Raw genomic sequence first — 21,573 nt, 5'->3', positions numbered from 1 at the left:
TCACAGCGTCCGGGTGTGCGATCCCGATCGGAACACGCACCCGGAGCCCCGGATCCCCACCGGCCCGCCTCCACCCGCGAGGCACCGCCGGGGCCCGCGCGCGGGTTCGGTCCCCACCGGATCCCCTTCCCCACCGGCCTCTGCCCATCCCCCAAGGAGACTCCAAGTGCGGCGATTCTTCGTCGCGCTGGCAGGGTGTGCCCTGCTAGCGCTCTCCCTCATCTCCGGTACCACGGCAACGGCGGCTCCGGCCGCACCCGCGGCACTCGCGGCACCCGCAGCCGCCCCCACCGCGGCGCAGCTGCTCGCGAAAACCGGCTCGTGCCAGCAGATCTCGAACGGCAAGTACAGCTACGACGAGGGCGGCGCGGCCACGGTGCCCGTGTGCCAGTCGGGCAGCGCCGTGTTCTTCAAGGCCGACTTGGACATCGACTGCGACGGCCAGCGCACGAGCCAGTGCAACGAGAACACCGACTGCTGCTTCTACCCCGACACGGCGTTCCACACCTCGGGTGACCAGCCCCTGAACGCGGCCCAGCTCCCGTACGTCGTGCTCCCGCAACCGACGTCCACTTGGGACTACCGCAAGTACGGCATCGACGGCGGTTCCGTGGTCGCCGTCATCTACAACAACAAAGTCGCCTACGCGGTGGTCGGTGACACCGGCCCGACGAGCATCATCGGTGAAGCCTCCTACGCCACGGCCGTGAGCCTCGGCATCGACCCCGACCCGAGCACGGGAGGTACCGAGGGCCCGGTCACCTACGTCGTTTTCCCGAACCGCGTGAGCCCCATCGAGAACCACACCACCGCGGTGAGCGTCGGTGAGTCCGCGGCGAGCCAGTGGGTCGGCGCCGGCCAGACCGACCCGCCCACCGGCGGCGGCACGGGCCCGATCACCGGCCTCGGCGGCAAGTGCGTCGACGTCGCGGCGGCCAACAGCGCCAACGGCACCGCCGTGCAGCTCTACGACTGCAACGGCACCGCCGCACAGCAGTGGACCGTCTCCGGCGATGGCACGATCCGCGCGCTGGGCAAGTGCCTGGACGTGGCGGGCGCCGGCACCACCAACGGCACGAAGGTGCAGATCTACGACTGCAACGGCACCGCCGCGCAGCGCTGGACGGCGAACTCCTCGAGCCAGCTCGTGAACGCGGGGTCGGGCAAGTGCCTCGACGCCACGGACAACAGCTCCGCCAACGGCACGCGGCTGCAGATCTGGACGTGCACCACCGGCGCGAACCAGAAGTGGACGGTGCCGAGCGCATGAGGAGACGCCACCTGCTCCCGCTCCTCGGTGCCACGGCCCTCGCGGCGTCCACACTGTCCACAGTGGCCGCTCCGGTTGCCCAAGCCGCCAACGAGACGGTGAACGTCTGGCTCACCACGACCGACGACTCGCGCGGCGTGAACGTGACCCGCGGCTTGCAACAGCAGCCGTCGATCGCGTTCTCCGCCGGCACGGGCAGCGGCCAGCAGACGGTCAACGTCAACGAGAACACCACCTACCAGCAGTTCGAAGGCGGCGGCGCGTCGTTCACCGACACCGCGGCGTGGCTGATGAACTCCTCCGGCGCGCTGTCGGCGAGCACGCGCAACTCCGTGATGCAGAAGCTCTTCGACCCGAACACCGGGATCGGGCTGAGCTTCCTGCGCAACCCGATCGGCGCGTCGGACCTCGCCCGGTTCAGCTACACCTTCGACGACATGCCGGCCGGGCAGACCGACCCCGGCCTCACGCACTTCTCCATCGCCCACGACCAGGCCGACGTGCTGCCCCTGACCCAGCAGGCCAAGCAGCTCAACCCGCAGCTGAAGATCATGGCGTCGCCGTGGAGCGCGCCGCCGTGGATGAAGGACAACGACAGCTACAACCTCGGCTGGGTCGAGTCGCAGTACTACGGCGCCTACGCCCAGTACTTCGTGAAGTACCTGCAGGCCTACCGCAGCGCGGGCGTGCCGATCGACTACCTGTCGGTGTCGAACGAACCCACGTGCTGCACCGGCTACCCGTCCACGAACTGGAACGGCTCGGGCCTGGCCTACTTCACGAAGAACAACCTGCTCCCGGCGCTGCACACCGCGGGCCTGCCCACGAAGGTGCTCGCGCTCGACTGGAACTGGGACCAGTACCAGGCCTACGCGGCGCCCACGATGGACGACGCGTCGATCCGCAACGACCCCAACTTCGGTGGCATGGCCTGGCACGGTTACGGCGGCAACGTCGCGACGCAGACCACCGTGCACAACCAGTACCCGAACGTGAACGCGTACTCGACCGAGCACTCCGGCGGCACCTGGATCGCCAACCAGCAGGCCGAGGACATGAACAACATCATCGACTACGCCCGCAACTGGAGTCGCTCGGTCACCAAGTGGAGCCTCGCCGTGGACCAGAACATGGGCCCGCACACCGGCGGCTGCGGCACCTGCACCGGCCTCATCACCGTCCACAACGGAGACTCGCGCAGCGGGCAGGTCGACTACACGGTCGAGTACTACACGATGGGCCACCTCACCAAGTTCGTGAAGCCCGGCGCGGTGCGGATCGACTCGAACGACGGATCGGCAGTGCGGAACGTCGCGTGGAAGAACCCCGACGGGTCCAAGGCGCTGATCGCGTACAACTCAGGCACGGGCAGCCAGAGCGTGCGGGTGAACTGGGGTGGCCAGTCCTTCACCTACCCGCTGCCGGGCCACACCTCGGCGACGTTCACGTGGAACGGCACGCAGTCCGGCGGCGGTAGCACCCCGCCGCCGACCGGCCGCACGGGCCGGATCGCCGGCCTGGCCGGAAAGTGCCTCGACGTCGCGGGCGCGAACACCGCCAACGGCACCGCGGTGGACCTCTACGACTGCAACGGCACGAACGCACAACAGTGGACCGTGGGCACCGACGGCACGATCCGCGCGCTGGGCAAGTGTCTCGACGTGACCGCGGCGTCCACAGCGGACGGTGCGAAAGTCCAGCTGTACGACTGCAACGGCACCGGCGCGCAGCAGTGGGTGGCCAATTCGGCCCACGACATCGTGAACACCGCCGCGAACAAGTGCCTCGACGTCACCGGCAACACCTCCGCCAACGGCACCCGCACGCAGATCTGGACGTGCACCGGTGCGGCCAATCAGAAGTGGACCGCTCCCTGATCCCAGGAGTTCCCGATGAGAACACGAATTCTCGCGGCGATCGGCGGCCTGCTCGCCGCCTCCGCCGTCACCCTGATTCCGGCGAGCGCGCAAGCGGCGACCGGGCAGATCACCGGCATCGGCGGCAAGTGCGTCGACGTCGCCGGAGCGAGCAGCGCCAACGGCACCGCCGTGCAGCTCTACGGCTGCAACGGCACGACGGCCCAGCAGTGGGACGTCTCCGGTGACGGCACGATCCGCGCCCTCGGCAAGTGCCTCGACGTGACCGCGGCGTCCACAGCGGACGGTGCCAAAGTCCAGCTGTACGACTGCAACGGCACCGGCGCCCAGCAGTGGGTCGTCACCGCGGCCCACGACATCGTGAACCCGGCCGCGAACAAGTGCCTCGACGCCACGGGCCAGAGCTCGGCCGACGGCACGCGCCTGCAGATCTGGACGTGCACCGGCACCGCCAACCAGAAGTGGACCGCGCCCTCAGGTGGTGGCGACACGACACCACCGCCGTCGGCCGGCGCGATGGCCGTGGCGCCTTACCTCTACAACGGCTGGGGCGCCCCGCCGAGCCCGACCACGATCATGAACGCGACGGGTGTGAAGTGGTTCACGCTGGCGTTCGTGCTGTCCAACGGCTACTGCAACCCGCAGTGGGACGGCTCGCGCCCACTGACCGGTGGCGTGGACCAGGGGACGATCAACACCGTCCGCGGCGCGGGCGGCGACGTGATCCCCTCGTTCGGCGGCTACAGCGGCAACAAGCTCGAGTCGTCGTGCGGCAGCGCGGGTGAGCTCGCGGCGGCCTACCAGAAGGTGATCAACGCCTACGGCCTGAAGGCGATCGACATCGACATCGAGGCCGACGCCTACAGCAACGCGACCGTTCAGCAGCGGACCGTCGACGCGCTGAAGACCGTGCGCAGCAACAACCCCGGTGTCAAGATCTACGTCACGTTCGGCACCGGCACCAGCGGGCCGGACGCGGGTCTGGTCAACCGCGCGGCGCAGTCCGGGCTCACCGCGGACGGCTGGGTCATCATGCCGTTCGACTTCGGGGGTGCCGGGCAGAACATGGGCACGCTCACGCTGCGGGCGGCCGAAGGACTCAAGAACGTGGTGAAGAACGCCTACGGTTACAGCGACGACACCGCCTACCGCCACATGGGCATCTCGTCCATGAACGGCATCACGGATCAGAACGAGACGGTGACGGTGGCCGACTTCACGACGATCCTGGGTTACGCCAACCAGCACCACCTGGCACGGCTCACGTTCTGGTCGGCCAACCGCGACCGGCCGTGCACCGGCGGCCCGGCCGACAGCTGCTCGAAGGTCTCGCAGCAGCCGTGGGACTACACGAAGGTGTTCGCCCGCTACGCCGGCTGACCGCGGGGATAGACAACGGCGAACCGTGATCTCCCCCCGGGGATCACGGTTCGCCGCCGTTCCACCATCTCCACCATCTCCCGGCCGCGTACCCGGATCGGTCCTGGGGGCGACCATCCCGATCCGGAAGGGCGAACGGGCCGACGTCCCGTCTGGGGGTTCCGGGACCTGGGCTGCCTTCGCGTCACGCGGCCTGACGAAAACGTTAACCAGTCTGCGGCGATCTTCACCCGGCGCGGGCGGCGGACGGCCCGAACGTGCACCGGCGGCTGCCCGTCCGCGCGAACAGCCGTGATGTAAGCAGGCGCTTCATCCGGTTTACGACGGAAGTAGGCGCGAAACTGCGCCGTACCCGCGCAAGTAACGACAAACGTTTTCCGTGGCGCAGCACACAGCCCGCGTGCGGTCACGGCGATTTTCGTGGCCACGCCAAGGATCTCGCCGCCGCCGTGTGTCCCGTGTGGAGCGCGGACGCGTCAGACGCCGGCGGCTTCGGCCGACCGCTCCGAGTACGCCTCGACGAGCTGAGCCTCGGCGTCGTCGAGGTAACCAGCGAGGAGCTTTTCCGTCGCCGCGCCGTCGCCCTCGGCCAGCGGCCGGAGGATCTCGTGGTTGCGCGGCAGGTAGCGCTCGTGGAACCGGCGCGGGTCGGCCATCACGTGGAACACCAGGCGCAGCTCGGCCGTGAGTCCCTGCATCAGCTCGACGATCCGCTCGCTGCCGGTGAGCCCGACGAGTTCGCTGTGGAACCTGATGTTGGCGGTGCCGAGGTCCTGCCAGCGCCCGCCGGCCGCGGCGGCATCACCGTCCGCGACCGTGGCGGCGATCCGCGCGAAGGACGCCGGCCGCTCGGTGATCCCGCGGACCGCGGCGCACTCGACGAGCTTGCGCACGCGGTAGATGTCGCGCACGTCGGCGACGGTCGGCACGCGCACGAACACGCCGCGGTTGAGCTCGTGAGTGAGCAGCCGCTCGTGCGTGAGCAGGCGGAACGACTCGCGCAGCGTGTTGCGCGAGACGCCGAGCGCGGTGCCGATGTCCTGCTCCGACAGGCGCCCGCCGGGCAAGAAGAAGCCCTCGGCGATGCGCGTGCGCAGCACACCCGCGACCCGCTCCGCGGTGCTCGTGCGGCTCAGCAGGCCACGGTCGGCTTCGAGCCCCAGCCGGCTCTCGTCGGTGTCCACGTCGCCCAGCGTAGCCGCAGGGATGAGAACAATAAAATGAGAGACTTGTGGAATCGTTGAACAATCCGTACGGTGCCTGGCATGTGACTCGTGCCACGATGAGTACTCCCCACTGCGAGGTACCCGATGAACACGAACGTGACAGCAGGCACCACGAGGGCAGCCCGCCCGTTCGAGTGGTTCCGTTCCCTCGGGCCGAAGGGCCGCCGCGCCTTCTTCGGCGCTTTCGGCGGCTACGGCCTCGATTCCTTCGACTACCAGACGCTGCCCTTCGGGCTGGCCGCCATCACGGCGTACTTCGGCATCTCCTCGGGTGAAGCCGGCCTGCTGAGCACGACGACGCTGGTGGTCTCCGCGATCGGCGGCATCGGCGCCGGGGTGCTGGCCGACCGCATCGGCCGCGTCCGCACGTTGCAGCTGACCATCGCGATGTACGCGCTGTTCACGGTGCTCTGCGGGTTCGCGCCGAACTTCGGGACGCTGCTGGTGTTCCGCGGCCTGCAGGGCCTCGGCTTCGGCGGCGAGTGGGCAGTGGGCGCCGCGCTGGTCGCGGAGTACTGCTCGGCTCGCTACCGCGGGCGGACAGTGGCGTTCGTGCAGAGCGCGTGGGCCGTCGGCTGGGGCCTGCTGGTGATCGTCTACACGATCCTGTTCAGCGTGCTCGACGACGCCGTCGCGTGGCGGGTGCTGTTCTGGGTCGGTGTGCTGCCGGCGCTGCTCGTGCTGTGGGTCCGGCGCAGCGTGTCCGACGCGGAGCACGCGACGGAAAGCCGCCTCAGGGCTCGCACGAAGGCCAACCCGTGGTCCTCGCTCGGCGGCATCTTCCGCCTCGACCTGCTGAAGACCACGATCTTCGCGGCGCTGCTCGCGACCGGCGTGCAGGGTGGTTACTACACCCTGTTCACGTGGCTGCCGAACTACCTCAAGACCAGCCGCGGCCTCTCCGTGGTCGGCACCGGCGGGTACTTCGCGCTGCTGATCCCCGGCGCGTTCATCGGCTACGTCTGCGGCGGTTACCTCGCCGACCTGATGGGACGCAAGAAGACGTTCCTGCTCTTCTCCGTGCTGTCGGCGGCGCTGATCGTGCTGTTCGTGCAACTGCCCTACGGCGCCAACGGGCTCATGCTGCTGATCAGCTTCCCGCTCGGCTTCTCGACGTCGGCGATCTTCAGCGGCTTCGGCGCCTACCTCGCGGAGCTGTTCCCGACCGAACTGCGCGCGACGGGCCAGGGCTTCACCTACAACTTCGGCCGCGCGGTGGGCGCCGCGTTCCCCGCGGTGGTCGGGTTCATGGGCGCGGGCGGCGCGATCGCGCTCGGCGCCGTCGGCTACGCGATCGCCGCGCTGGCCCTGCTGTGGCTGCCCGAGACACGCGGCCGGGAACTCGCCGGGATCCGATCATGACCACGTTCCGCGACCCGGCGGCCCTGAGCCCGGCCGAAGCCCGCGCCCTGTTCCGCGCGGGCACGGACCGTCCGACGACCGGCTGGGCCCTCGGGTACACGCAGACCAACCTCATCGCGGTGCCGCAGGACTGGGCCGACGACGTGCTGCTGTTCTGCGCGCGCAACCCGCAGGCCTGCCCGGTGCTGGACATCAGCAAACCCGGTGACCCGGCCACGCGGCTCGCGCCCGGCGCGGACCTGCGCACGGATCTGCCGCGCTACCGGGTGTGGCACAACGGGGTGCTGACCGGCGAGGTGACCGACGCGACGGGCCTGTGGCGCAGCGACATGGTGGCGTTCTCGATCGGCTGCAGCTTCACGTTCGAGACGGCGCTGGCCGCGGGCGGCCTGCCGCTGCGGCACGTGGCACAGGGCCGCAACGTGTCGATGTACGTGACCACGCGGCAGTGCGAGCCGGCGGGCCGGCTGCACGGGCCGATGGTCGTCTCGATGCGTTACCTGCCGGCGGGGCTGGTCGACGAAGCCGTGCGGATCACGTCGGCGATGCTCGCGGTGCACGGCGCGCCCGTGCACGCCGGCGACCCGGCGGTGCTCGGCATCACCGACCTCGCGCGGCCCGACTTCGGCGACGCCGTGGACCCCGAACCCGGCGACGTTCCGGTGTTCTGGGCGTGCGGCGTCACCCCGCAGGCCGCGCTGATGGCGTCCCGGCCGCCGTTCGCCATCACGCACGCGCCGGGGTACATGTTCTTGACGGACCAACTCGACAGTGACCACCGGGTGGAGTGACATGGATCTGAACAGTGACCTGGGCGAAGCGTTCGGCGCCTGGAAGATGGGTGACGACGAGGCGATGCTCGACATCGTCACCAGCGCGAACATCGCGTGCGGTTTCCATGCGGGCGACCCGGGCGTGATGCGTCGGGTGTGTGAACGCGCGGCCGAACGCGGCGTGACGATCGGCGCGCACGTGGGCTACCGCGACCTCGCCGGCTTCGGGAGGCGCGCGCTCGACATCGACGCGCAGGACCTCACCGACGACGTGCTCTACCAAATCGGTGCGCTCGACGCGTTCGCGCGCGCCGCCGGCAGCCGCGTGAAGTACGTGAAGGCGCACGGGGCGCTGTACAACACGGCGGCCGTCGACGCGGAGCAGGCGGCGGCGCTCGTGGCCGGGGTTCAGCGGTACGGCTCGGACCTGGCGCTGCTGTGCCCGCCGGACTCCGAGATGCTGCGCGCCGCGACGGCGGCCGGTGTGACCGGCTACGCGGAGGCGTTCGCCGACCGCGCGTACACGCCGGAAGGCAGGCTGGTCTCGCGCAAGAAGCCGGGCGCCGTGCTGCACGACCCGGACGAGGTCGCCACCCGGGCGACGGCGATGGCGACGACCGGCGAGGTCGTGGACATCGAGGGCGGGAAGCTCGACCTGCGCGCGGTCTCCCTGTGCGTGCACGGCGACACCCCGGGTGCGGTCGGCCTCGCGCGGCGGATCCGCACCGCGCTGACGGACGCGGGTGTGAAGCTGGAGTCGTTCGTGTGAGTGAGGCGAGCGCTGTCCTGCCCTACGGCGGTTCGGCCCTGCTGGTGGAGGTCGACGACGTGCTCGGTTACCAGGCCGCGCTCGAACTCGCCCCGCCGGCCGGGGTCGTGGAGGTCGTGCCCGCGGCCCGCACGCTGCTGGTGCGCTTCGACCCCGCGGTCGCCGATGCCGCCGCGTTGACCCGCGAGCTCCGCGAAAGGTCCACTGTGGACTTCCACCGCGCTGCTCCGGGCCCGGTGAAGGTCCCGGTGCGCTACGACGGCGAAGACCTGGCCGCCGTCGCGGAAGCGTCAGGGCTGTCGGTACGCGAGGTTGTGGAACGGCACGCGGCGGGTGCGTATGAGGTGGCGTTCTGCGGCTTCGCGCCGGGTTTCGCGTACCTGACCGGCTTGGACCCCGCGCTGCACCTGCCGCGCCGCTCGACGCCGCGCACGCGGGTGCCCGCCGGGTCCGTCGCGATCGCGGGCGAGTACTCGGCGGTCTACCCGCGATCGTCGCCCGGCGGCTGGCACCTGCTGGGCCGCACCGGCGCGCTCGTGTGGGAGGCCGACCGCGCGGAGCCCAGCCTGCTGCCGCCCGGCACTCGCGTCCAGTTCGAGCAGCGGTGATGACGGCCAAGGCCGAAGTGCTCGCCACCGGTCCCTTCGCGACCGTGCAGGACCTCGGGCGGCCCGGGCTCGCGGCCGCCGGCGTCGGGCGGTCCGGGGCCGCCGACCGCGGTTCGCTGCGCCTGGCCAACCGGCTTGTCGGCAATCCCGAGACGCACGCCGCGCTGGAGGTGACCCTCGGCGGGCTGCGCCTGCGGGTCTCCGAAGCGGCGACCGTCGCCGTGACCGGCGCCGAGGTCGCGGTACGCGCGGGCCGGCGCGCGGCGGCCACCAACGGACCGATCGCGCTGCGAGCCGGCGACGAACTGGTGCTCGGCACCGCCACCCGCGGCCTGCGGTGCTACGTCGCCATCCGCGGCGGCTTCGACGTCCGGCCCGTGCTCGGCGCCCGGGCCACCGACACCATGGGCGGGCTCGGTCCGCCGCCCCTGACCGCCGGGATGACGCTGCCGGTGGGCCACGTCGTGGCCGGCTACCCGGTCGCCGACCTCGCCCCGCTGCCCCGGCTCGCCGAGGAACCCGTCCTGCGCATCACGCCCGGCCCGCGGCTCGGCTGGTTCACCGGCACCGCACTGTCCACTTTGGTCACCGACCGCTACACCGTGACCGCCGACCTCGATCGCGTCGGAGTCCGCCTCGACGGCCCCCCACTGACGCGCGCCCGCACCGGGGAGCTGCTCCCGGAAGCGGCCGTACCCGGCGCGCTGCAGGTGCCCCCGTCGGGCGTGCCGATCCTGTTCCTGGCCGACCACCCCGTGACCGGTGGTTACCCCGTGCCGGCCGTCGTCGACGAACCGGACCTCGACGTCGCGGCCCAGCTGCGGCCCGGCCAGCACGTGCGGTTCGCGCTGCGCTGACGCCGCCTCGACCAGCGAGAACGCCGCCGGCTCCCTGAGCGCCCGCGGTGTGCCGGACGGGCAACCACCCCACGAGAGCAATGCCCACCCACCCGCGCTGCAGCCGGAGGCAGCACCTCACAGACCCGACACGCGCAACGTCAGGTTGAGCCGCCCCGTCAGGCCCAGCTCCGGATCGGCCGTGCCGGGCAGCGTCCGCAGCACGCCGTGGTAGGCGAGCCGCGACGGGCCGCCGAAGACGAACAGGTCGCCCGACCTCAGTTCGAGGTCGGTGTACGGGCGGTTGCGCGTTTCGGTGTTGCCGAAGCGGAACACGCACGTGTCGCCGAGGCTCAGGGAGACGACGGGATCGAGTGCGCGCTCGTCCTTGTCCTGGTGCATGCCCATCTTGGCGGCGGCGTCGTAGAAGTTCACGAGAGCGACGTCGGGTCCGTAAGTGCTTTCCCCGACGCCGTAGGCCTCCGCCACCGCACGCCGGCCAAGGTCACCGAGCCAGCGCGGAAACGGTTCCACGGGCGAACCGTCCTCGCGGGTGCGCGAGTAGCGGTACGGGATCCACTGCCAGCCGAGGCACACCATGCGCACGGACATCAGGCCACCGCTGGGGAGTCTGGTCTGGCGGTACCCGCGCCAGCCGCGGCAGGCGGCGACGAGCGAGCGTTGTTCGTCGAGGCTCAGCCAGCCGGGGACGTGGACGGCACCGGGCGTGAATTCCGCACGGGGACGAGGCAACAGCTCCACACCACGATTGTGCCCCTCCGCAGGAGCGACCCCGAAGGGTCCGGCCGGAGCGCTCCTGCGGTCATAACCCCTCGCCAGAACCGCCGCTGTTGACGCTGCCACACCCATGTGTCACAGACCAGGTTTCGCGCGGCAACAAACTGGACACATGACTCCACCACCCGCGCACGGTCACAGTGCGTCACCGCGGCTCGACAACCGTGACCCCCGCGCGCGCCGGCACCGGATCGCTCATCGCGGCCAGTGCGGCCGGCACGTCGTCGAGGCCGATCCGCGTGCCGATCAGGCCGGCGAGGTCGATGCCGGATCGCTGCACCACGCTCAGCAGCTCGGGGTACTCGTGGGCCGGCAGGCCGTGGACGCCCACGATCTCCAGCTCGCCCCCGATCACGCGGTGCATCGGGATCGGCGCGACGCCCTGCGCGGGCGGCATCAGCCCGGCCTGCACGTGCCGGCCGCGCTTGCGCAGGCTGCCGACGGACGCGGCGCACGTCTGAGGTGAGCCCAGGCAGTCGAGCGACACGTGGGTGCCGCCGTCCGTGAGCAGCCGGACGTGCTCGGCGAGCGCTTCGGGCCCGTCGAACGCGCCCGCGTCCACGCTCAGCACCGCGCCCGACTTCTCGGCCAGCGCCCGCGCGGCCGGTGACACGTCCACCGCCACGACCTTCGCCCCCGCGGCGGTGGCCAGCAGCACAGCCGAGATCCCGACGCCACCGCAGCCGTACACGGACACCCACTGGCCCGCACGCACCCCGCCCTGGCGCAGCACCGCGCGGAACGCGGTGCCGAACCGGCAGCCGAGCGCCGCGGCCTCCGCCGCCGACATCGCGTCGGGCAGCGCCACGAGGTTGGCCTGGGCGTGCCGGATCGCGACGAACTCGGCGAACGACCCCCAATGGGTCGTGCCGGGCTGGAACTCGTCGTCGCAGATCTGCTGGTCACCGCGGGCACATTGGGCACAAGTGCCACACGCGCACACGAACGGAACCGTCACGCGGGCCCCGACCTGCCACCCGTGCACATCCTCCCCGACCGCCGCGATCCGCCCCGCCAGCTCGTGGCCGGCCACGTGCGGCAGCTTCACCGCCGGATCGTGGCCCCGCCAGGTGTGCCAGTCACTGCGGCACACCCCGGTCCCCTCGACCGCGATGACCACCCCATCGGGTGACACCACCGGATCCGGCACCTCGACCACCCGGGGCAGCACCCCGAACTCTTCGATCACCACGCCACGCATGGGCCCGATCGTAGAGAGCGGGTGGTCGAGCGCGGCGAACGGCGCGGGCCTGCGTCAGGCGGCGCGCGCCGTTCGCCGCGGCCGGTCGCGCTCAGGTGAGCGGCGGTGCCGGCGGGTGGTACTGGCCGCGAGATCTTGGCGGGCCGAGCAGTCTTCGCAGTGAATTCGGCGGGACGCCGAGGATGTCTTCGAGATTCCTCAGTGCCTGCAAGGATTCCGGACGCTCCGGGCGGCACCGGCCCGATTGCCAGTGGCTCAGCGTCGCAAGGCTCAAGGAAGTCCCCCGACCCCTCAACCGATACCTGATGCGGTCCAAACCCAGCCCCCTCGCTCTGATTGCCGCGCGCAGGGCGTCCGCGAACGGTCCGGACTCGAGCAACCGCCCAAGATCCCGTTCCGCTGTTTCCGCCCTGTCCATCATCGACGTTCGCTGACCGGTCATCGCACACGCTCCGAACCATGTCGCTGTGGAAACTTCGGAGCGTAGGCCGGACTCCACATGATCGGAAGGGCCATCACCCGCCTGCGGAGAGAGAACGCGCGATCTCCGCGAAGCGTTCCGCGTAGGCGGAATTGACGGTGACGTAGGAAATCCCCCACCGTTCCCGCCAGCGGAGAAGAGTTTCCGTTGCCGCAGCGGGGTTTTCCGGCAGAACCGTGACTGCGCCGCCCGCCACGAGTTCGGGGACGTCCACTCCGGTGTACTTCGCGATGTGGGGCGCGGGCGCATTTCCCACGGCGATGAGGTTCACCGAGATTTCGATGTCGTCGAATCGCGAGCCGGCCAGTTCCCGGAATTCGTCCACAATGGATTCGGCTTGGGTCTCGGTCGTGCCCGGCGCCCACGACAGGGTGACGACGTCGGCCTCGCGTGCGGCGAGCGCGAGCATCTTCGGCCCGCCTCCGGCGAGCAGCAGCCGCGGCCGCTCCGGCGTCCGCTTGAGGAACGCGATCGTGTCGGCCAGCCGCGCGATGCGCTCGCCCGGCTTGGCGAAGCTGCGGCCGAGGCGGCGAGCGAAGTCGCCGGCACCGGGCCTGCCGACGCCGAGGCCGAGCTCGAAGCGGCCGCCGGTCACGCGGTGCAGGGTGCTGACCTGCCAGCCGAGCTGGCGGGCGTCGCGGAACGGGTCGGCGAGCACGAACGTGCCGAGCGTGAGCCGGCTCGTGACGGCGGCGGCTGCGGGCACGAGCGTGAGCGGGTCGGCGTCGCCGACGGGGTCGGTGGCGAGCAGGGTGTCGAGGCCGAGGTCCTCGTACCGGCGGGCCTGGTCGGTCCAGGCCTTGAGGTCCGGGGCGTACCCGGCGACGATCCCGAAGCGGAACGGTTTCGTGGTCATGGCGCCATCGTCGGGGCTCACCGGGGTAGCGCACATCCGTCCAGGAGCGACACCCGGGCGTACGCGCCGCGGCGGACGGCGCTCCTGTGCTCAGCGCAGGCGGACAGGCTGTCAGTACACAGTGCTCACCGAACCGCTCACCGAACCGCTCACCGAAGCCCCCACCGAACCGCTCAGCGGACGGCGACCGACAGCGCCTGCGCGATCTCCTTGCCGATGGCGTGCGTCGCGGCGTCCGGCGGTTGCCCGACCTTCACGACCATCGGCCCGCCGAACGGCTGGCGCTCGACCACCTCGATGCGCTCGCCGAGGCCGATGGCGTGCTCGGTGAGGTAGCGCAGCAGGTCCGGGTCCGTGTCCCACACGCGCACGATCTCGCCGACGGCGCCGGGCGGCAGGTCGTCGAGGATGCGCATCGGCAGCTCCTCGACGCTGCCGTCGGGCGCGGGGATGGGGTCGCCGTGCGGGTCGCGCAGCGGGTTGCCCAGCTTCGCGGCGACCCGCTCCACCAACCGGTCGGACACGGCGTGCTCCAGCGCGTCGGCCTCGGCGTGGACCTCGTCCCAGGTGTAGCCCAGCTCGGAGACCAGGTACGTCTCGATCAGCCGGTGCCGGCGCAGCACCGAACGCGCGAGCAGCCGGCCCTCCGGGGTCAGCTCGATCCCCCGGTACGGCACGTGCGCCACCAGTCCGAGCTGCGAGAGCTTCGTGACCATGCCCGACGCCGAGGACGGGCTCACCTCGAGGCGTCCCGCCAGCGTCGCGTTGGTCACGGCCTCGCCGCGCTCGACGAGCCCGTAGATCACGCGCACGTAGTCCTCGACCGACGACGACCTTCGGACGGAACCATCTTCCATGCTGCATACGATACGGGTTCACCTCTCACCATCCGGACGCACCGAACGTGGTTCGACGCTCAACGACCTCGGTGCGGACCGGCGCCGCCGGGTGGTCTGCCGCGCGATCCGTTGTGTGGTCAGGCCGGCGGACCTCACGGCCGCCAGCGGTACCGGATCCAGCCCGGCACCGGTTCGGCGCCCAGCTGCGCGTAGAACGCTGCGGCCTTCTCGTTGCCCGCCTGCATGTCCCACTCGACGCGGCCGGTGGTGCGTGAGCGCAGCTCGTCGAGCAGCTCCCGGCCCAGGCCGTGCCTGCGGTGCTCGGGGCGGATGAACAGGTCGTCGAGCCAGATGCCGGGCCGTGCCTGCCACGTGGAGAAGTTCCAGCTGCAGAACGCGAAACCGGCGACGACGCCGGGGTGGCCCGGCGGGGTCGCGATGAGCACCCACGCCTTGGGCTCGGGCCCGAACAGGTGCGCGCTCATCTCGGCGCGGTCGAGCTTGAGGTCGTGCTTGTCCTCGTACACGGCGTGCTCTTCGATGAGCGCGCAGATCTCCTCGGCGTCTTCGAAGACGGCGTCGCGGACGGGCATCGGGAGCCCCAATCTGGTCGGTCTTGTCGGTGCTTGCGGTTACGGTGCGGGCATGACTCCGGAGGAGCGGTTCGAGGACCTCGTCGACGAGCTGCTGGACAGCGACGGTGCCCACGGCGTCGAGCCGCCGCGTCCCGGCAGCGGGTTCGGGTCGAGTGCCCTGCGCGTGGACAAGCGGATCTTCGCCATGTTCGTGCGCGGGCACCTCGTGGTGAAGCTGCCGAAGCCGCGCGTCGACGAGCTGGTGGCCGGCGGGCACGGCGTGCGATTCGACGCGAACAAGGGCACGCCGATGAAGGAGTGGTTCACCCTCGCCGAAGACGCACCACTGGCGTGGCTCGCGCTCGCGCGCGAAGCCCTCGCGTTCGTCGGCCGCCGGTAGCTCACGGCGCCTCGTACCGCAGTTCGCCGCCCACGGCCGTGGCGAGCACGCGGACACCGTCCAGATCAGACAGTGGATCACCCGAAAGCGCGACGAAGTCGGCCAGTTTGCCGGGCTCGAGCGTGCCGAGGTCACCTTCGGCGAAGGTTGCGTACGCCGAGCCGTACGTGTACGCACGCAACGCCTCCGCCGGGGTGAGCGCTTCTCCGGGTGAGAACGGCGCGCCCGACGCCGTCCGCCGGTTGACCATGTCGGCCAGCCCGAGCAGCGGGGCGCCGTCCACGACCGGCCGGTCGGAGCTCGCGGGCAGCTCGACGCCGGCGTCGAGGACGCTGCGCAGGCGGTAGCACCACGGCACGCGCTCCTCGCCGAGCGCCGCGCGCATGCCGTCGCCGAGCTCGTTCACGAACCGGCCCTGCGGCGACGCGATCAGCCCCAGCGACGCCAGGCGCGCCAGCTCCGCGGGCGGCAGCACGGCGCAGTGCTCGACGCGGTGCCGGTGGTCCTTGCGCGGCGAAGCGACGAGCGCGGCTTCGTAGGCGTCGAGCACCACCGTGATCGCGCGGTCGCCGATGGCGTGCGTCGCGATCTGCCAGCCGGCGTCGTGCGCGAGGCGGATCGTGCGGGTGAGCTCCTCCTCGGGCACCTGGAAGTAGCCGCGGTTGCCCGGCTCACCGGCGAACGGTTCGTGCATCGCGCAGGTGCGCCCGACGAGAGAACCGTCGGCGAAGAGCTTCATCGGCCCGACGCGCAGCCACTCGTCGCCGAAACCGGTGCGCAGGCCGAGGTCGAGGCCGAACCCCGCGCCGTCAGGCAGGTCGTGCAGCACACTCGCGGCGACCATCACGGTGCTGCGCACACGCAGCACCCCTCGTTCGCGCGCCAGCTGGTAGGCGGCCAGCTCGGCGGGCGTCTCCCCGACCAGCCCGCCGCCGATGCCGGCCTCCTGCACACTCGTGATGCCCTCGGCGAGGAACCGCTCGCTCGCGCGGTCGAGACCGCGGACCACGGCGTCGATCGGTGCCGGGTACGTCAGCGGCCGCAGCAGCAGCTGGGCCTGCTCGCGCAGCAGCCCGGTCGCCGAGCCTTCGGCATCGAGCACGACGTCGCCGCCGACCGGCACGTGCGCGAGGTCCAGCTGGTGCAGCACGGCCGAGTTGACCACGGTCATGTGCCCGGACGTGTGCTTGAGCCGCACCAGCATGCCGGGCGCCGCGCGGTCGAGGCCGTGGCGGTCGGGGTGCGCGCCGCCGGCGAGCTTGTTCTGGTCGTAACCGCTCCCGACGACCCAGCTGCCCGCAGGCAGCTCGGCGGCGCGGTGCGCGACGGCGTCGTAGACCTCTTCGACGGTGCGGCAGTCGCTCAGCGGCACGTCGTCGAGGCCCATGCCGAACCACGCCATGTGGTTGTGGGCGTCGTGGAAACCGGGCACCACGTGCGCGCCGCCGAGGTCGATGCGCGTTCGCGCGGACAGCTCCTCCGCGTCCGCCCCCAGCGCCACGACCCGGCCGTGGAGCACCGCAAGCGCACCGTTCCCGGTGGCACCGTCCCCGGTGAGCAGCCGGGCGTTCTCGTACACCGCGTCGACTCGCATGAAGCCGACCCTATCGATCGATCGATCGAACGTCTAGGCTCGCCGCATGAGCACCGTGGACCTCGCCGTCGAGGGCGGCATCGCGCACATCCGGCTGAACCGGCCCGAACGGCTCAACGCCGTGGCGCCCGTGCTGGTGGACGACTTCCTGACGGCACTGGACGGCGTCGCGCGCAGCGCTGCCCGCGTGGTCGTGCTGTCGGGCAACGGGCGCGCGTTCTGCGCCGGCCACGACCTCAAGGAGCCGACCCCCGACGGCGACTCGCGGGCGCGGCTGGACCGGCTCCAGGACGTGACGCGAAGGCTGCGCGCGCTGCCGCAGCCGGTGCTCGCCGCGGTGCACGGTTACGCGATCGGCGCCGGCGCGGAGTTCGCGCTCGGCTGCGACCTCGTGCTGGCCGCCGAGGACGCCGTGTTCGCGTTCCCCGAAGTCTCGCTCGGGCTGAGCGTGACCGGCGCGGCCTCGCGCCTGCTGCCGCTGCTCGTCGGACCGCTCAAGGCCAAGCAACTGCTGCTGCTCGGCGAGCGCTTCGACGGCCGGCGCGCCCACGAGCTCGGGCTGGCCAACGCCGCCGTACCCGCCGGCGAGCTCATGCCGCTGGCACTGGGCTGGGCCGAGAAGATCGCGCACCACCCCGCCGAGGCCGCGACGATGGCCAAGCGCGCGCTCGACGCCGGGATCGATCACGCCCTCGAGTCGGCGCTCGAACTGGAGGTCAGCCACGCGCTGATCACGGAGCACTCGGCCGCCGTGCGCGAGTCCACCGAGGCGTTCCGGAGCCGGGTGTGAAGCCCTTGGCGCAAGCGGACACCCTCGTCGCGCTCGTCAGCCGGGCCGCGCAGCTGTGGCCGGAGCGCGCGGCGTGGGTGTTCGACTCGACCGGCGAGCGCTTCACGTTCGCCGACGTCGACGAGCGCAGCGGCCGGTTCGCCGCCGCGCTGCACGAGCTGGGCGTGCGGTCCGGCGACCGCGTTGCCGTGATGCTGCGCAACCAGCCGGAATTCCCGCTGCTGTGGCTCGCGCTGGCGAAGCTCGGCGCGGTACTGGTGCCGGTGAACACGAACTACCGCGAATTCGACGGCGCCCACGTGCTGCGCCACTCCGGCGCGCGCTTCGCCGTGGCAGCCGACGAGTTCGTGGCGCTGCTGGCGAAGATCGCACCCGACACGGCGGTGGAGCGGGTGCTGACGCCTGCGGAACTGACCGCGCCGGCGCCGCGCGCGGCCGCGCCGGTCGTGTCCGTGGTGGCCGAGCAACCCGTGAACATCCAGTACACGTCGGGCACCACGGGCGCACCCAAGGGCTGCGTGCTGCCGCACCGGTACTGGACCACGCTCGCGGTGAGCCTCGCGACGGACTTCCCCGCCGTGGGCGAGGACGACGTGCTGCTGACCGCGCAGCCGTTCCACTACATCGATCCACAGTGGAACGTCGCGGTGGGACTCGCGGGCGGCGCGACGCTGGTGGTGCTCGACCGCTTCCACCCGAGCACGTTCTGGGCGAAGGTCCGGGAACACGGCGTCACGTGGTTCTACTGCCTCGGCCTGATGCCCACACTGCTGCTGCGCCAGCCGCCGCACCCCGCCGACCGCGACCACCGCGTCCGCGCGATCTGCGCGTCGGCCATCCCACGGGAACTTCACGCGGAGCTGGAGCAGCGCTGGGGTGCGCCGTGGTACGAGGCGTTCGGGATGACCGAGACCGGTGGCGACATCCGCGTGTCCGAAGCAGATCACGACCTCGCCGTCGGCACCGGCTGCATCGGCCGCCCGACCCGCGACCGTGAGGTGATGATCTCCGGCGAAGACGGAAAACCCGTTCCCCGCGGAAAAACCGGCGAGCTGCTCATCCGCGGGATCGGCCTGATGCACGGCTACCACGACGATCCCGAAGCGACCGCACGCGCGTTCGCCGGCGGCTGGTTCCACACAGGCGACCTCGCGAGCATGGACGCCGACGGGCGCGTGTTCTTCGTGGGCCGGACCAAGGACATGATCCGGCGCAGCGGCGAGAACGTGTCCGCCGACGAGGTGGAACGCGTGCTGGTGCTGCACCCGGCGGTGCGCCTCGCCGCAGTGCTCGCGGTGCCCGACGAGCTGCGCGGCGAAGAGGTGAAGGCATACGTCGTCTGCGACGGCGACCGGCCGAAGCCCGAGGAACTGGCGCAGTTCTGCGCGGAGAAACTGGCCTACTTCAAGGTGCCGCGGTTCTGGGCGTTCGCTGACGAGCTGCCGTTGACCCCGTCCGAACGCGTCGCGAAGGCTGAGTTGCGGAAGGTCGTGGACCTGCGTGCGGGCGCGTGGGACCGGACGACGGGAACATGGCTGTGAGCAGCGGCGAGCGCGTGCGCGCGGCAGCGGTGAAACTGTTCGCCGCCAAGGGTTTCCACGGCACGGGGATCCGCGATCTCGCGCAGGAGGCCGACCTGTCTTCGGCGAGCCTGTACCACTACATGGGCACGAAGGAGGATCTGCTCGTCGAGATCATGACCACCGCGCTGCGGCGGCTGCTCGACGCGGCGGCGAAGGCGACCGCGGGCGCGGCGGATCCGGTCGCGCGGTTGCGATCGCTGGTGGCGCTGCACGTGCTCGCGCACGCCGCGCGGCCCGCCGAAACCCGCGTGGTGGACAACGAAGTCGACGCGCTTTCGGATGCCGCGCGTACGCGGGTCGTCGCTCTGCGGGACGAGTACGAAGCGCTGTGGTCCCACGCCATCGCCGACGGCGTCGGGGCCGGCGTGTTCCACACCCCACACCCGGCTGTGACGCGGCTCGCCCTGCTGGAGATGTGCAGCGGCGTCGCGCACTGGTACTCACCGGCCGGGCCGCTGTCGCTGGAAGGCCTGGCCACGCACTACGCGGAGCTCGCGCTGGGCGCGCTCGGCCACCCCGCCGCGGTGCGCGTCACCGACTTGGCACAGTGCCTCGAAGTGGTCGCCCAGGTGTGGGACGTGCCTGTTCAGCCGGGGTTTTAGCGGCGTACGCCTTGCTGATTGGCCTCGCGTGGGGGACGCTCGAAGGGTGACTGAGCAAACGATCCAACTGGAACTGGACGACTCGGGTCTCGCACCTAGCCTGCCCGCTCCTTCCCACCCCCGCGATCAGGTACAAGATGTGCCCTATCGCCCGGTCGAGTTCCGCGACGACGATCTGCCGACTGCACTGGAGCGCTGCGCGGTGTGGCTACGACAGGCTCAGGAGTGGCTCGGTGAACCGCTCGACGTGCTGGCGATCCACCTCGACTACGACGACCGCCAGGGTTCGCCCTACTACGACGTGAAGGTGCTCTGCAACGAAGAGGACCTGGCCGGCGTCCCGATCGCCCTCCGCAACAGCAAGTAGTTCCTGAGAACACCGTAACCCTCGTGAAGGCCTCGTGGCCGGACTCCGCGTCCTGCCACGAGGCCTTCGCGGCGTTCCGGGACTGGTTCAGCCCAACGCGCCGCCGACCTTCACGTGGCCCTTGAGGAGGTTGCGCGCGATCGTGCGGCGCTGGATCTCGTCGGTGCCCTCGTAGATGCGCAGCAGCCGCAGCTCGCGGTACCAGCGCTCGACCGGCAGCTCCCGCGTGTAGCCCATACCACCGTGGATCTGCAGCACACGGTCGACGATCTCGTTGGCCTTCTGGCCGCCGTAGAGCTTCGCCATCGACTGCGCGTGGCGCGAATCCATCTTCTGATCCACCTGCCACGCGGCGTGCAGCACGAGCCAGCGCAGCGCTTCGAGCTCGACGCCGGAGTCCGCGATCATCCACTGGATCGCCTGGCGCTCGGCGATCTTCTGGCCGAAGGTCTCGCGCGTGTTGGCGTGCTCGATGGCCATGCTCAGCAACCGTTCGCACGAACCGATCGCGCGGGCGGGCAGCAGGTAACGGCCCTGCCCGATCCACTGCATCGCCAGCTCGAAGCCGCGGCCCTCCTCACCGAGGATCTGCGACTCGGGCACGCGGACGTCCTGGAACACCAGCGAAGCCGGACCCCACTCGCCCATGGTGTCGATGTACTCGGACTTCCAGCCCAGCTCGCGGTCGACGAGGAAACACGTGACGCCGCCGTTCGCGCCCTTCTCCGGGTCGGTGATGGCGAAGACCATCACGAAATCGGCCTCGTTGCCGCCGGTGATGAAGGTCTTCTCGCCGTTGATGATCCAGTCGGACCCGTCCTTGCGCGCGGTGGTGCGGATCGCCTTCGCGTCGGAGCCGGCGCCCGGCTCGGTGATGGCGAAGCAGGACTTGCGGTCGCCGGCGATGGTCGGCAGCAGGTAGGTCTGCTTCTGCTCCTCGTTGGCGTGGAACAGGATGTTGTCCGCGGCGCCGCCGAAGCGGAACGGCACGAAGGTGCGGCCGAGCTCGGCCTCCAGCAGCGCGGCCATCACGGCCGAGAGCCCCATGCCGCCGTACTCCTCGGGCGTCAGCACACCCCAGAAGCCCGACTCCTTCGCCTTGAGCTGCAGCTCCCGCAGCTCGTCGGCGGTGACGCCCGGCTGACCGGCGCGCTCGCGGCGGAGCACCTCCTGCTCGCGCGGCACGAGCTCGCGCTGGACGAACGTGCGGACCCAATCGCGCACTTCGCGTTCTTCGGTGCTCAGGGTGAAATCCATGGAGTCTCCCTCATGCGGCTAAGCGCTTGCTTAGTCGAGGGTACCGCGTCGGCTCGGGGCCCCCCAGCACCCGGCCGGTTACCGTGACAACGCGCGTCCGCGCCGGGAAGATCGGGGGTGGACGAGGAG

22 protein-coding genes are annotated in these 21,573 nt (G+C 71.0%); 13 read left to right on the top strand and 9 right to left on the bottom strand.

The features are described 5' to 3' along the window. Nucleotides 1–166 precede the first annotated feature (166 nt). The 3 genes from I6J71_RS02010 to I6J71_RS02000 are packed head-to-tail and all read left to right on the top strand — an operon-like array spanning nt 167 to nt 4,527. Nucleotides 167–1,270: a glycoside hydrolase family 75 protein gene (locus I6J71_RS02010; protein ID WP_239154369.1), complete on the top strand. Its 1,104-nt coding sequence runs from the start codon at nt 167–169 to the stop codon at nt 1,268–1,270. Continuing rightward, nucleotides 1,267–3,147: a ricin-type beta-trefoil lectin domain protein gene (locus I6J71_RS02005; protein WP_204093153.1), complete on the top strand. Its 1,881-nt coding sequence runs from the start codon at nt 1,267–1,269 to the stop codon at nt 3,145–3,147. Before I6J71_RS02010 ends, I6J71_RS02005 begins: the two co-directional genes overlap by 4 nt. 15 nt (nt 3,148–3,162) lie before the next feature. Continuing rightward, nucleotides 3,163–4,527, top strand: a complete 1,365-nt coding sequence (locus I6J71_RS02000) for a chitinase (RefSeq protein WP_204093152.1) — start codon at nt 3,163–3,165, stop codon at nt 4,525–4,527. 476 nt (nt 4,528–5,003) lie between these two features. Here the strand turns inward: I6J71_RS02000 and I6J71_RS01995 are convergent, their stop codons facing one another. Further along, nucleotides 5,004–5,711 carry a GntR family transcriptional regulator gene (locus I6J71_RS01995; protein ID WP_239154368.1) on the bottom strand — a complete coding sequence of 236 codons (708 nt, stop codon included), beginning with the start codon at nt 5,709–5,711 and terminating at the stop codon, nt 5,004–5,006. 126 nt (nt 5,712–5,837) lie between these two features. Between I6J71_RS01995 and I6J71_RS01990 the strand changes: the two genes are divergently transcribed. Genes I6J71_RS01990 through I6J71_RS01970 form a run of 5 tightly spaced genes read left to right on the top strand, consistent with a single transcriptional unit; the run spans nt 5,838 to nt 10,122 of the window. Continuing rightward, nucleotides 5,838–7,115 carry an MFS transporter gene (locus I6J71_RS01990; protein WP_204093151.1) on the top strand — a complete coding sequence of 426 codons (1,278 nt, stop codon included), beginning with the start codon at nt 5,838–5,840 and terminating at the stop codon, nt 7,113–7,115. Beyond that, on the top strand, nt 7,112–7,906 hold the full coding sequence (locus tag I6J71_RS01985; protein WP_204093150.1) for a putative hydro-lyase: 795 nt from the start codon (nt 7,112–7,114) through the stop codon (nt 7,904–7,906). The genes I6J71_RS01990 and I6J71_RS01985 overlap by 4 nt, the downstream gene beginning before the upstream one ends. A gap of 1 nt (nt 7,907) precedes the next feature. Next, nucleotides 7,908–8,657: a LamB/YcsF family protein gene (locus I6J71_RS01980; RefSeq protein WP_204093149.1), complete on the top strand. Its 750-nt coding sequence runs from the start codon at nt 7,908–7,910 to the stop codon at nt 8,655–8,657. Then, nucleotides 8,654–9,265, top strand: a complete 612-nt coding sequence (locus tag I6J71_RS01975; protein WP_204093148.1) for an allophanate hydrolase subunit 1 — start codon at nt 8,654–8,656, stop codon at nt 9,263–9,265. The genes I6J71_RS01980 and I6J71_RS01975 overlap by 4 nt, the downstream gene beginning before the upstream one ends. After that, nucleotides 9,265–10,122, top strand: a complete 858-nt coding sequence (locus I6J71_RS01970; RefSeq protein ID WP_204093147.1) for a biotin-dependent carboxyltransferase family protein — start codon at nt 9,265–9,267, stop codon at nt 10,120–10,122. The genes I6J71_RS01975 and I6J71_RS01970 overlap by 1 nt, the downstream gene beginning before the upstream one ends. Nucleotides 10,123–10,239: 117 nt before the next feature. Here the strand turns inward: I6J71_RS01970 and I6J71_RS01965 are convergent, their stop codons facing one another. The 6 genes from I6J71_RS01965 to I6J71_RS01945 all read right to left on the bottom strand — a co-directional run bounded on the left by I6J71_RS01965 (nt 10,240) and on the right by I6J71_RS01945 (nt 14,869). Further along, on the bottom strand, nt 10,240–10,863 hold the full coding sequence (locus I6J71_RS01965) for an alpha-ketoglutarate-dependent dioxygenase AlkB (RefSeq protein WP_239154367.1): 624 nt from the start codon (nt 10,861–10,863) through the stop codon (nt 10,240–10,242). Nucleotides 10,864–11,044: 181 nt separating this feature from the next. Beyond that, the gene (locus tag I6J71_RS01960; RefSeq protein WP_204093145.1) at nt 11,045–12,100 is read right to left on the bottom strand and encodes a zinc-dependent alcohol dehydrogenase family protein; all 1,056 of its coding nucleotides are present in this window, start codon (nt 12,098–12,100) and stop codon (nt 11,045–11,047) included. A gap of 91 nt (nt 12,101–12,191) precedes the next feature. Continuing rightward, the gene (locus tag I6J71_RS47500; RefSeq protein WP_239154366.1) at nt 12,192–12,542 is read right to left on the bottom strand and encodes a transcriptional regulator; all 351 of its coding nucleotides are present in this window, start codon (nt 12,540–12,542) and stop codon (nt 12,192–12,194) included. 73 nt (nt 12,543–12,615) lie between these two features. Further along, nucleotides 12,616–13,437 carry an LLM class flavin-dependent oxidoreductase gene (locus I6J71_RS01955; RefSeq protein ID WP_204093144.1) on the bottom strand — a complete coding sequence of 274 codons (822 nt, stop codon included), beginning with the start codon at nt 13,435–13,437 and terminating at the stop codon, nt 12,616–12,618. Nucleotides 13,438–13,610: 173 nt separating this feature from the next. Beyond that, complete coding sequence (locus tag I6J71_RS01950; RefSeq protein ID WP_204093143.1) at nt 13,611–14,294, bottom strand: metal-dependent transcriptional regulator; 684 nt, start codon at nt 14,292–14,294, stop codon at nt 13,611–13,613. Nucleotides 14,295–14,428: 134 nt separating this feature from the next. Further along, the gene (locus I6J71_RS01945; RefSeq protein ID WP_204093142.1) at nt 14,429–14,869 is read right to left on the bottom strand and encodes a GNAT family N-acetyltransferase; all 441 of its coding nucleotides are present in this window, start codon (nt 14,867–14,869) and stop codon (nt 14,429–14,431) included. A 52-nt stretch (nt 14,870–14,921) separates the two neighbouring features. Between I6J71_RS01945 and I6J71_RS47495 the strand changes: the two genes are divergently transcribed. Then, entirely contained in the window at nt 14,922–15,251 is a 330-nt protein-coding gene (locus tag I6J71_RS47495; RefSeq protein ID WP_239154365.1) for a TfoX/Sxy family protein, read from the top strand. Nucleotide 15,252: 1 nt separating this feature from the next. On the opposite strand, the gene I6J71_RS01935 is transcribed toward I6J71_RS47495, so the two are convergent. Beyond that, nucleotides 15,253–16,845 carry an amidohydrolase gene (locus tag I6J71_RS01935; protein WP_204093141.1) on the bottom strand — a complete coding sequence of 531 codons (1,593 nt, stop codon included), beginning with the start codon at nt 16,843–16,845 and terminating at the stop codon, nt 15,253–15,255. 46 nt (nt 16,846–16,891) lie between these two features. Between I6J71_RS01935 and I6J71_RS01930 the strand changes: the two genes are divergently transcribed. The 4 genes from I6J71_RS01930 to I6J71_RS01915 are packed head-to-tail and all read left to right on the top strand — an operon-like array spanning nt 16,892 to nt 20,187. Next, nucleotides 16,892–17,635: an enoyl-CoA hydratase/isomerase family protein gene (locus I6J71_RS01930; protein WP_204093140.1), complete on the top strand. Its 744-nt coding sequence runs from the start codon at nt 16,892–16,894 to the stop codon at nt 17,633–17,635. Continuing rightward, on the top strand, nt 17,632–19,176 hold the full coding sequence (locus I6J71_RS01925; protein ID WP_204093139.1) for an ATP-dependent acyl-CoA ligase: 1,545 nt from the start codon (nt 17,632–17,634) through the stop codon (nt 19,174–19,176). The genes I6J71_RS01930 and I6J71_RS01925 overlap by 4 nt, the downstream gene beginning before the upstream one ends. After that, entirely contained in the window at nt 19,173–19,820 is a 648-nt protein-coding gene (locus tag I6J71_RS01920; protein ID WP_370542191.1) for a TetR/AcrR family transcriptional regulator, read from the top strand. The genes I6J71_RS01925 and I6J71_RS01920 overlap by 4 nt, the downstream gene beginning before the upstream one ends. Nucleotides 19,821–19,866: 46 nt before the next feature. Then, nucleotides 19,867–20,187 carry a hypothetical protein gene (locus I6J71_RS01915; protein WP_204093137.1) on the top strand — a complete coding sequence of 107 codons (321 nt, stop codon included), beginning with the start codon at nt 19,867–19,869 and terminating at the stop codon, nt 20,185–20,187. An 87-nt stretch (nt 20,188–20,274) separates the two neighbouring features. Here I6J71_RS01915 and I6J71_RS01910 read toward each other — a convergent pair whose 3' ends face one another. Beyond that, on the bottom strand, nt 20,275–21,444 hold the full coding sequence (locus tag I6J71_RS01910; RefSeq protein WP_204093136.1) for an acyl-CoA dehydrogenase family protein: 1,170 nt from the start codon (nt 21,442–21,444) through the stop codon (nt 20,275–20,277). Nucleotides 21,445–21,573 lie beyond the last annotated feature (129 nt).

The organism is Amycolatopsis sp. FDAARGOS 1241, assembly GCF_016889705.1.
Taxonomy (GTDB): domain Bacteria; phylum Actinomycetota; class Actinomycetes; order Mycobacteriales; family Pseudonocardiaceae; genus Amycolatopsis.
The sequence above is the reverse complement of the archived record's forward strand: the minus strand, read 5'-3'. Positions and strand labels throughout refer to the sequence as shown.

What these genes read in the sequence shown, in the direction of transcription:
- I6J71_RS01970 (WP_204093147.1), top strand. Translation starts at nt 9,265, where the DNA reads ATGACGGCCAAGGCCGAAGTGCTCGCCACCGGTCCCTTCGCGACCGTG.
- I6J71_RS01980 (WP_204093149.1), top strand. Translation starts at nt 7,908, where the DNA reads ATGGATCTGAACAGTGACCTGGGCGAAGCGTTCGGCGCCTGGAAGATG.
- I6J71_RS01985 (WP_204093150.1), top strand. Translation starts at nt 7,112, where the DNA reads ATGACCACGTTCCGCGACCCGGCGGCCCTGAGCCCGGCCGAAGCCCGC.
- I6J71_RS01955 (WP_204093144.1), bottom strand. Translation starts at nt 13,437, where the DNA reads ATGACCACGAAACCGTTCCGCTTCGGGATCGTCGCCGGGTACGCCCCG.
- I6J71_RS02005 (WP_204093153.1), top strand. Translation starts at nt 1,267, where the DNA reads ATGAGGAGACGCCACCTGCTCCCGCTCCTCGGTGCCACGGCCCTCGCG.
- I6J71_RS02000 (WP_204093152.1), top strand. Translation starts at nt 3,163, where the DNA reads ATGAGAACACGAATTCTCGCGGCGATCGGCGGCCTGCTCGCCGCCTCC.
- I6J71_RS01935 (WP_204093141.1), bottom strand. Translation starts at nt 16,845, where the DNA reads ATGCGAGTCGACGCGGTGTACGAGAACGCCCGGCTGCTCACCGGGGAC.
- I6J71_RS47495 (WP_239154365.1), top strand. Translation starts at nt 14,922, where the DNA reads ATGACTCCGGAGGAGCGGTTCGAGGACCTCGTCGACGAGCTGCTGGAC.
- I6J71_RS01960 (WP_204093145.1), bottom strand. Translation starts at nt 12,100, where the DNA reads ATGCGTGGCGTGGTGATCGAAGAGTTCGGGGTGCTGCCCCGGGTGGTC.
- I6J71_RS01910 (WP_204093136.1), bottom strand. Translation starts at nt 21,444, where the DNA reads ATGGATTTCACCCTGAGCACCGAAGAACGCGAAGTGCGCGATTGGGTC.
- I6J71_RS01945 (WP_204093142.1), bottom strand. Translation starts at nt 14,869, where the DNA reads ATGCCCGTCCGCGACGCCGTCTTCGAAGACGCCGAGGAGATCTGCGCG.
- I6J71_RS47500 (WP_239154366.1), bottom strand. Translation starts at nt 12,542, where the DNA reads ATGACCGGTCAGCGAACGTCGATGATGGACAGGGCGGAAACAGCGGAA.
- I6J71_RS01950 (WP_204093143.1), bottom strand. Translation starts at nt 14,294, where the DNA reads ATGGAAGATGGTTCCGTCCGAAGGTCGTCGTCGGTCGAGGACTACGTG.
- I6J71_RS01990 (WP_204093151.1), top strand. Translation starts at nt 5,838, where the DNA reads ATGAACACGAACGTGACAGCAGGCACCACGAGGGCAGCCCGCCCGTTC.
- I6J71_RS01930 (WP_204093140.1), top strand. Translation starts at nt 16,892, where the DNA reads ATGAGCACCGTGGACCTCGCCGTCGAGGGCGGCATCGCGCACATCCGG.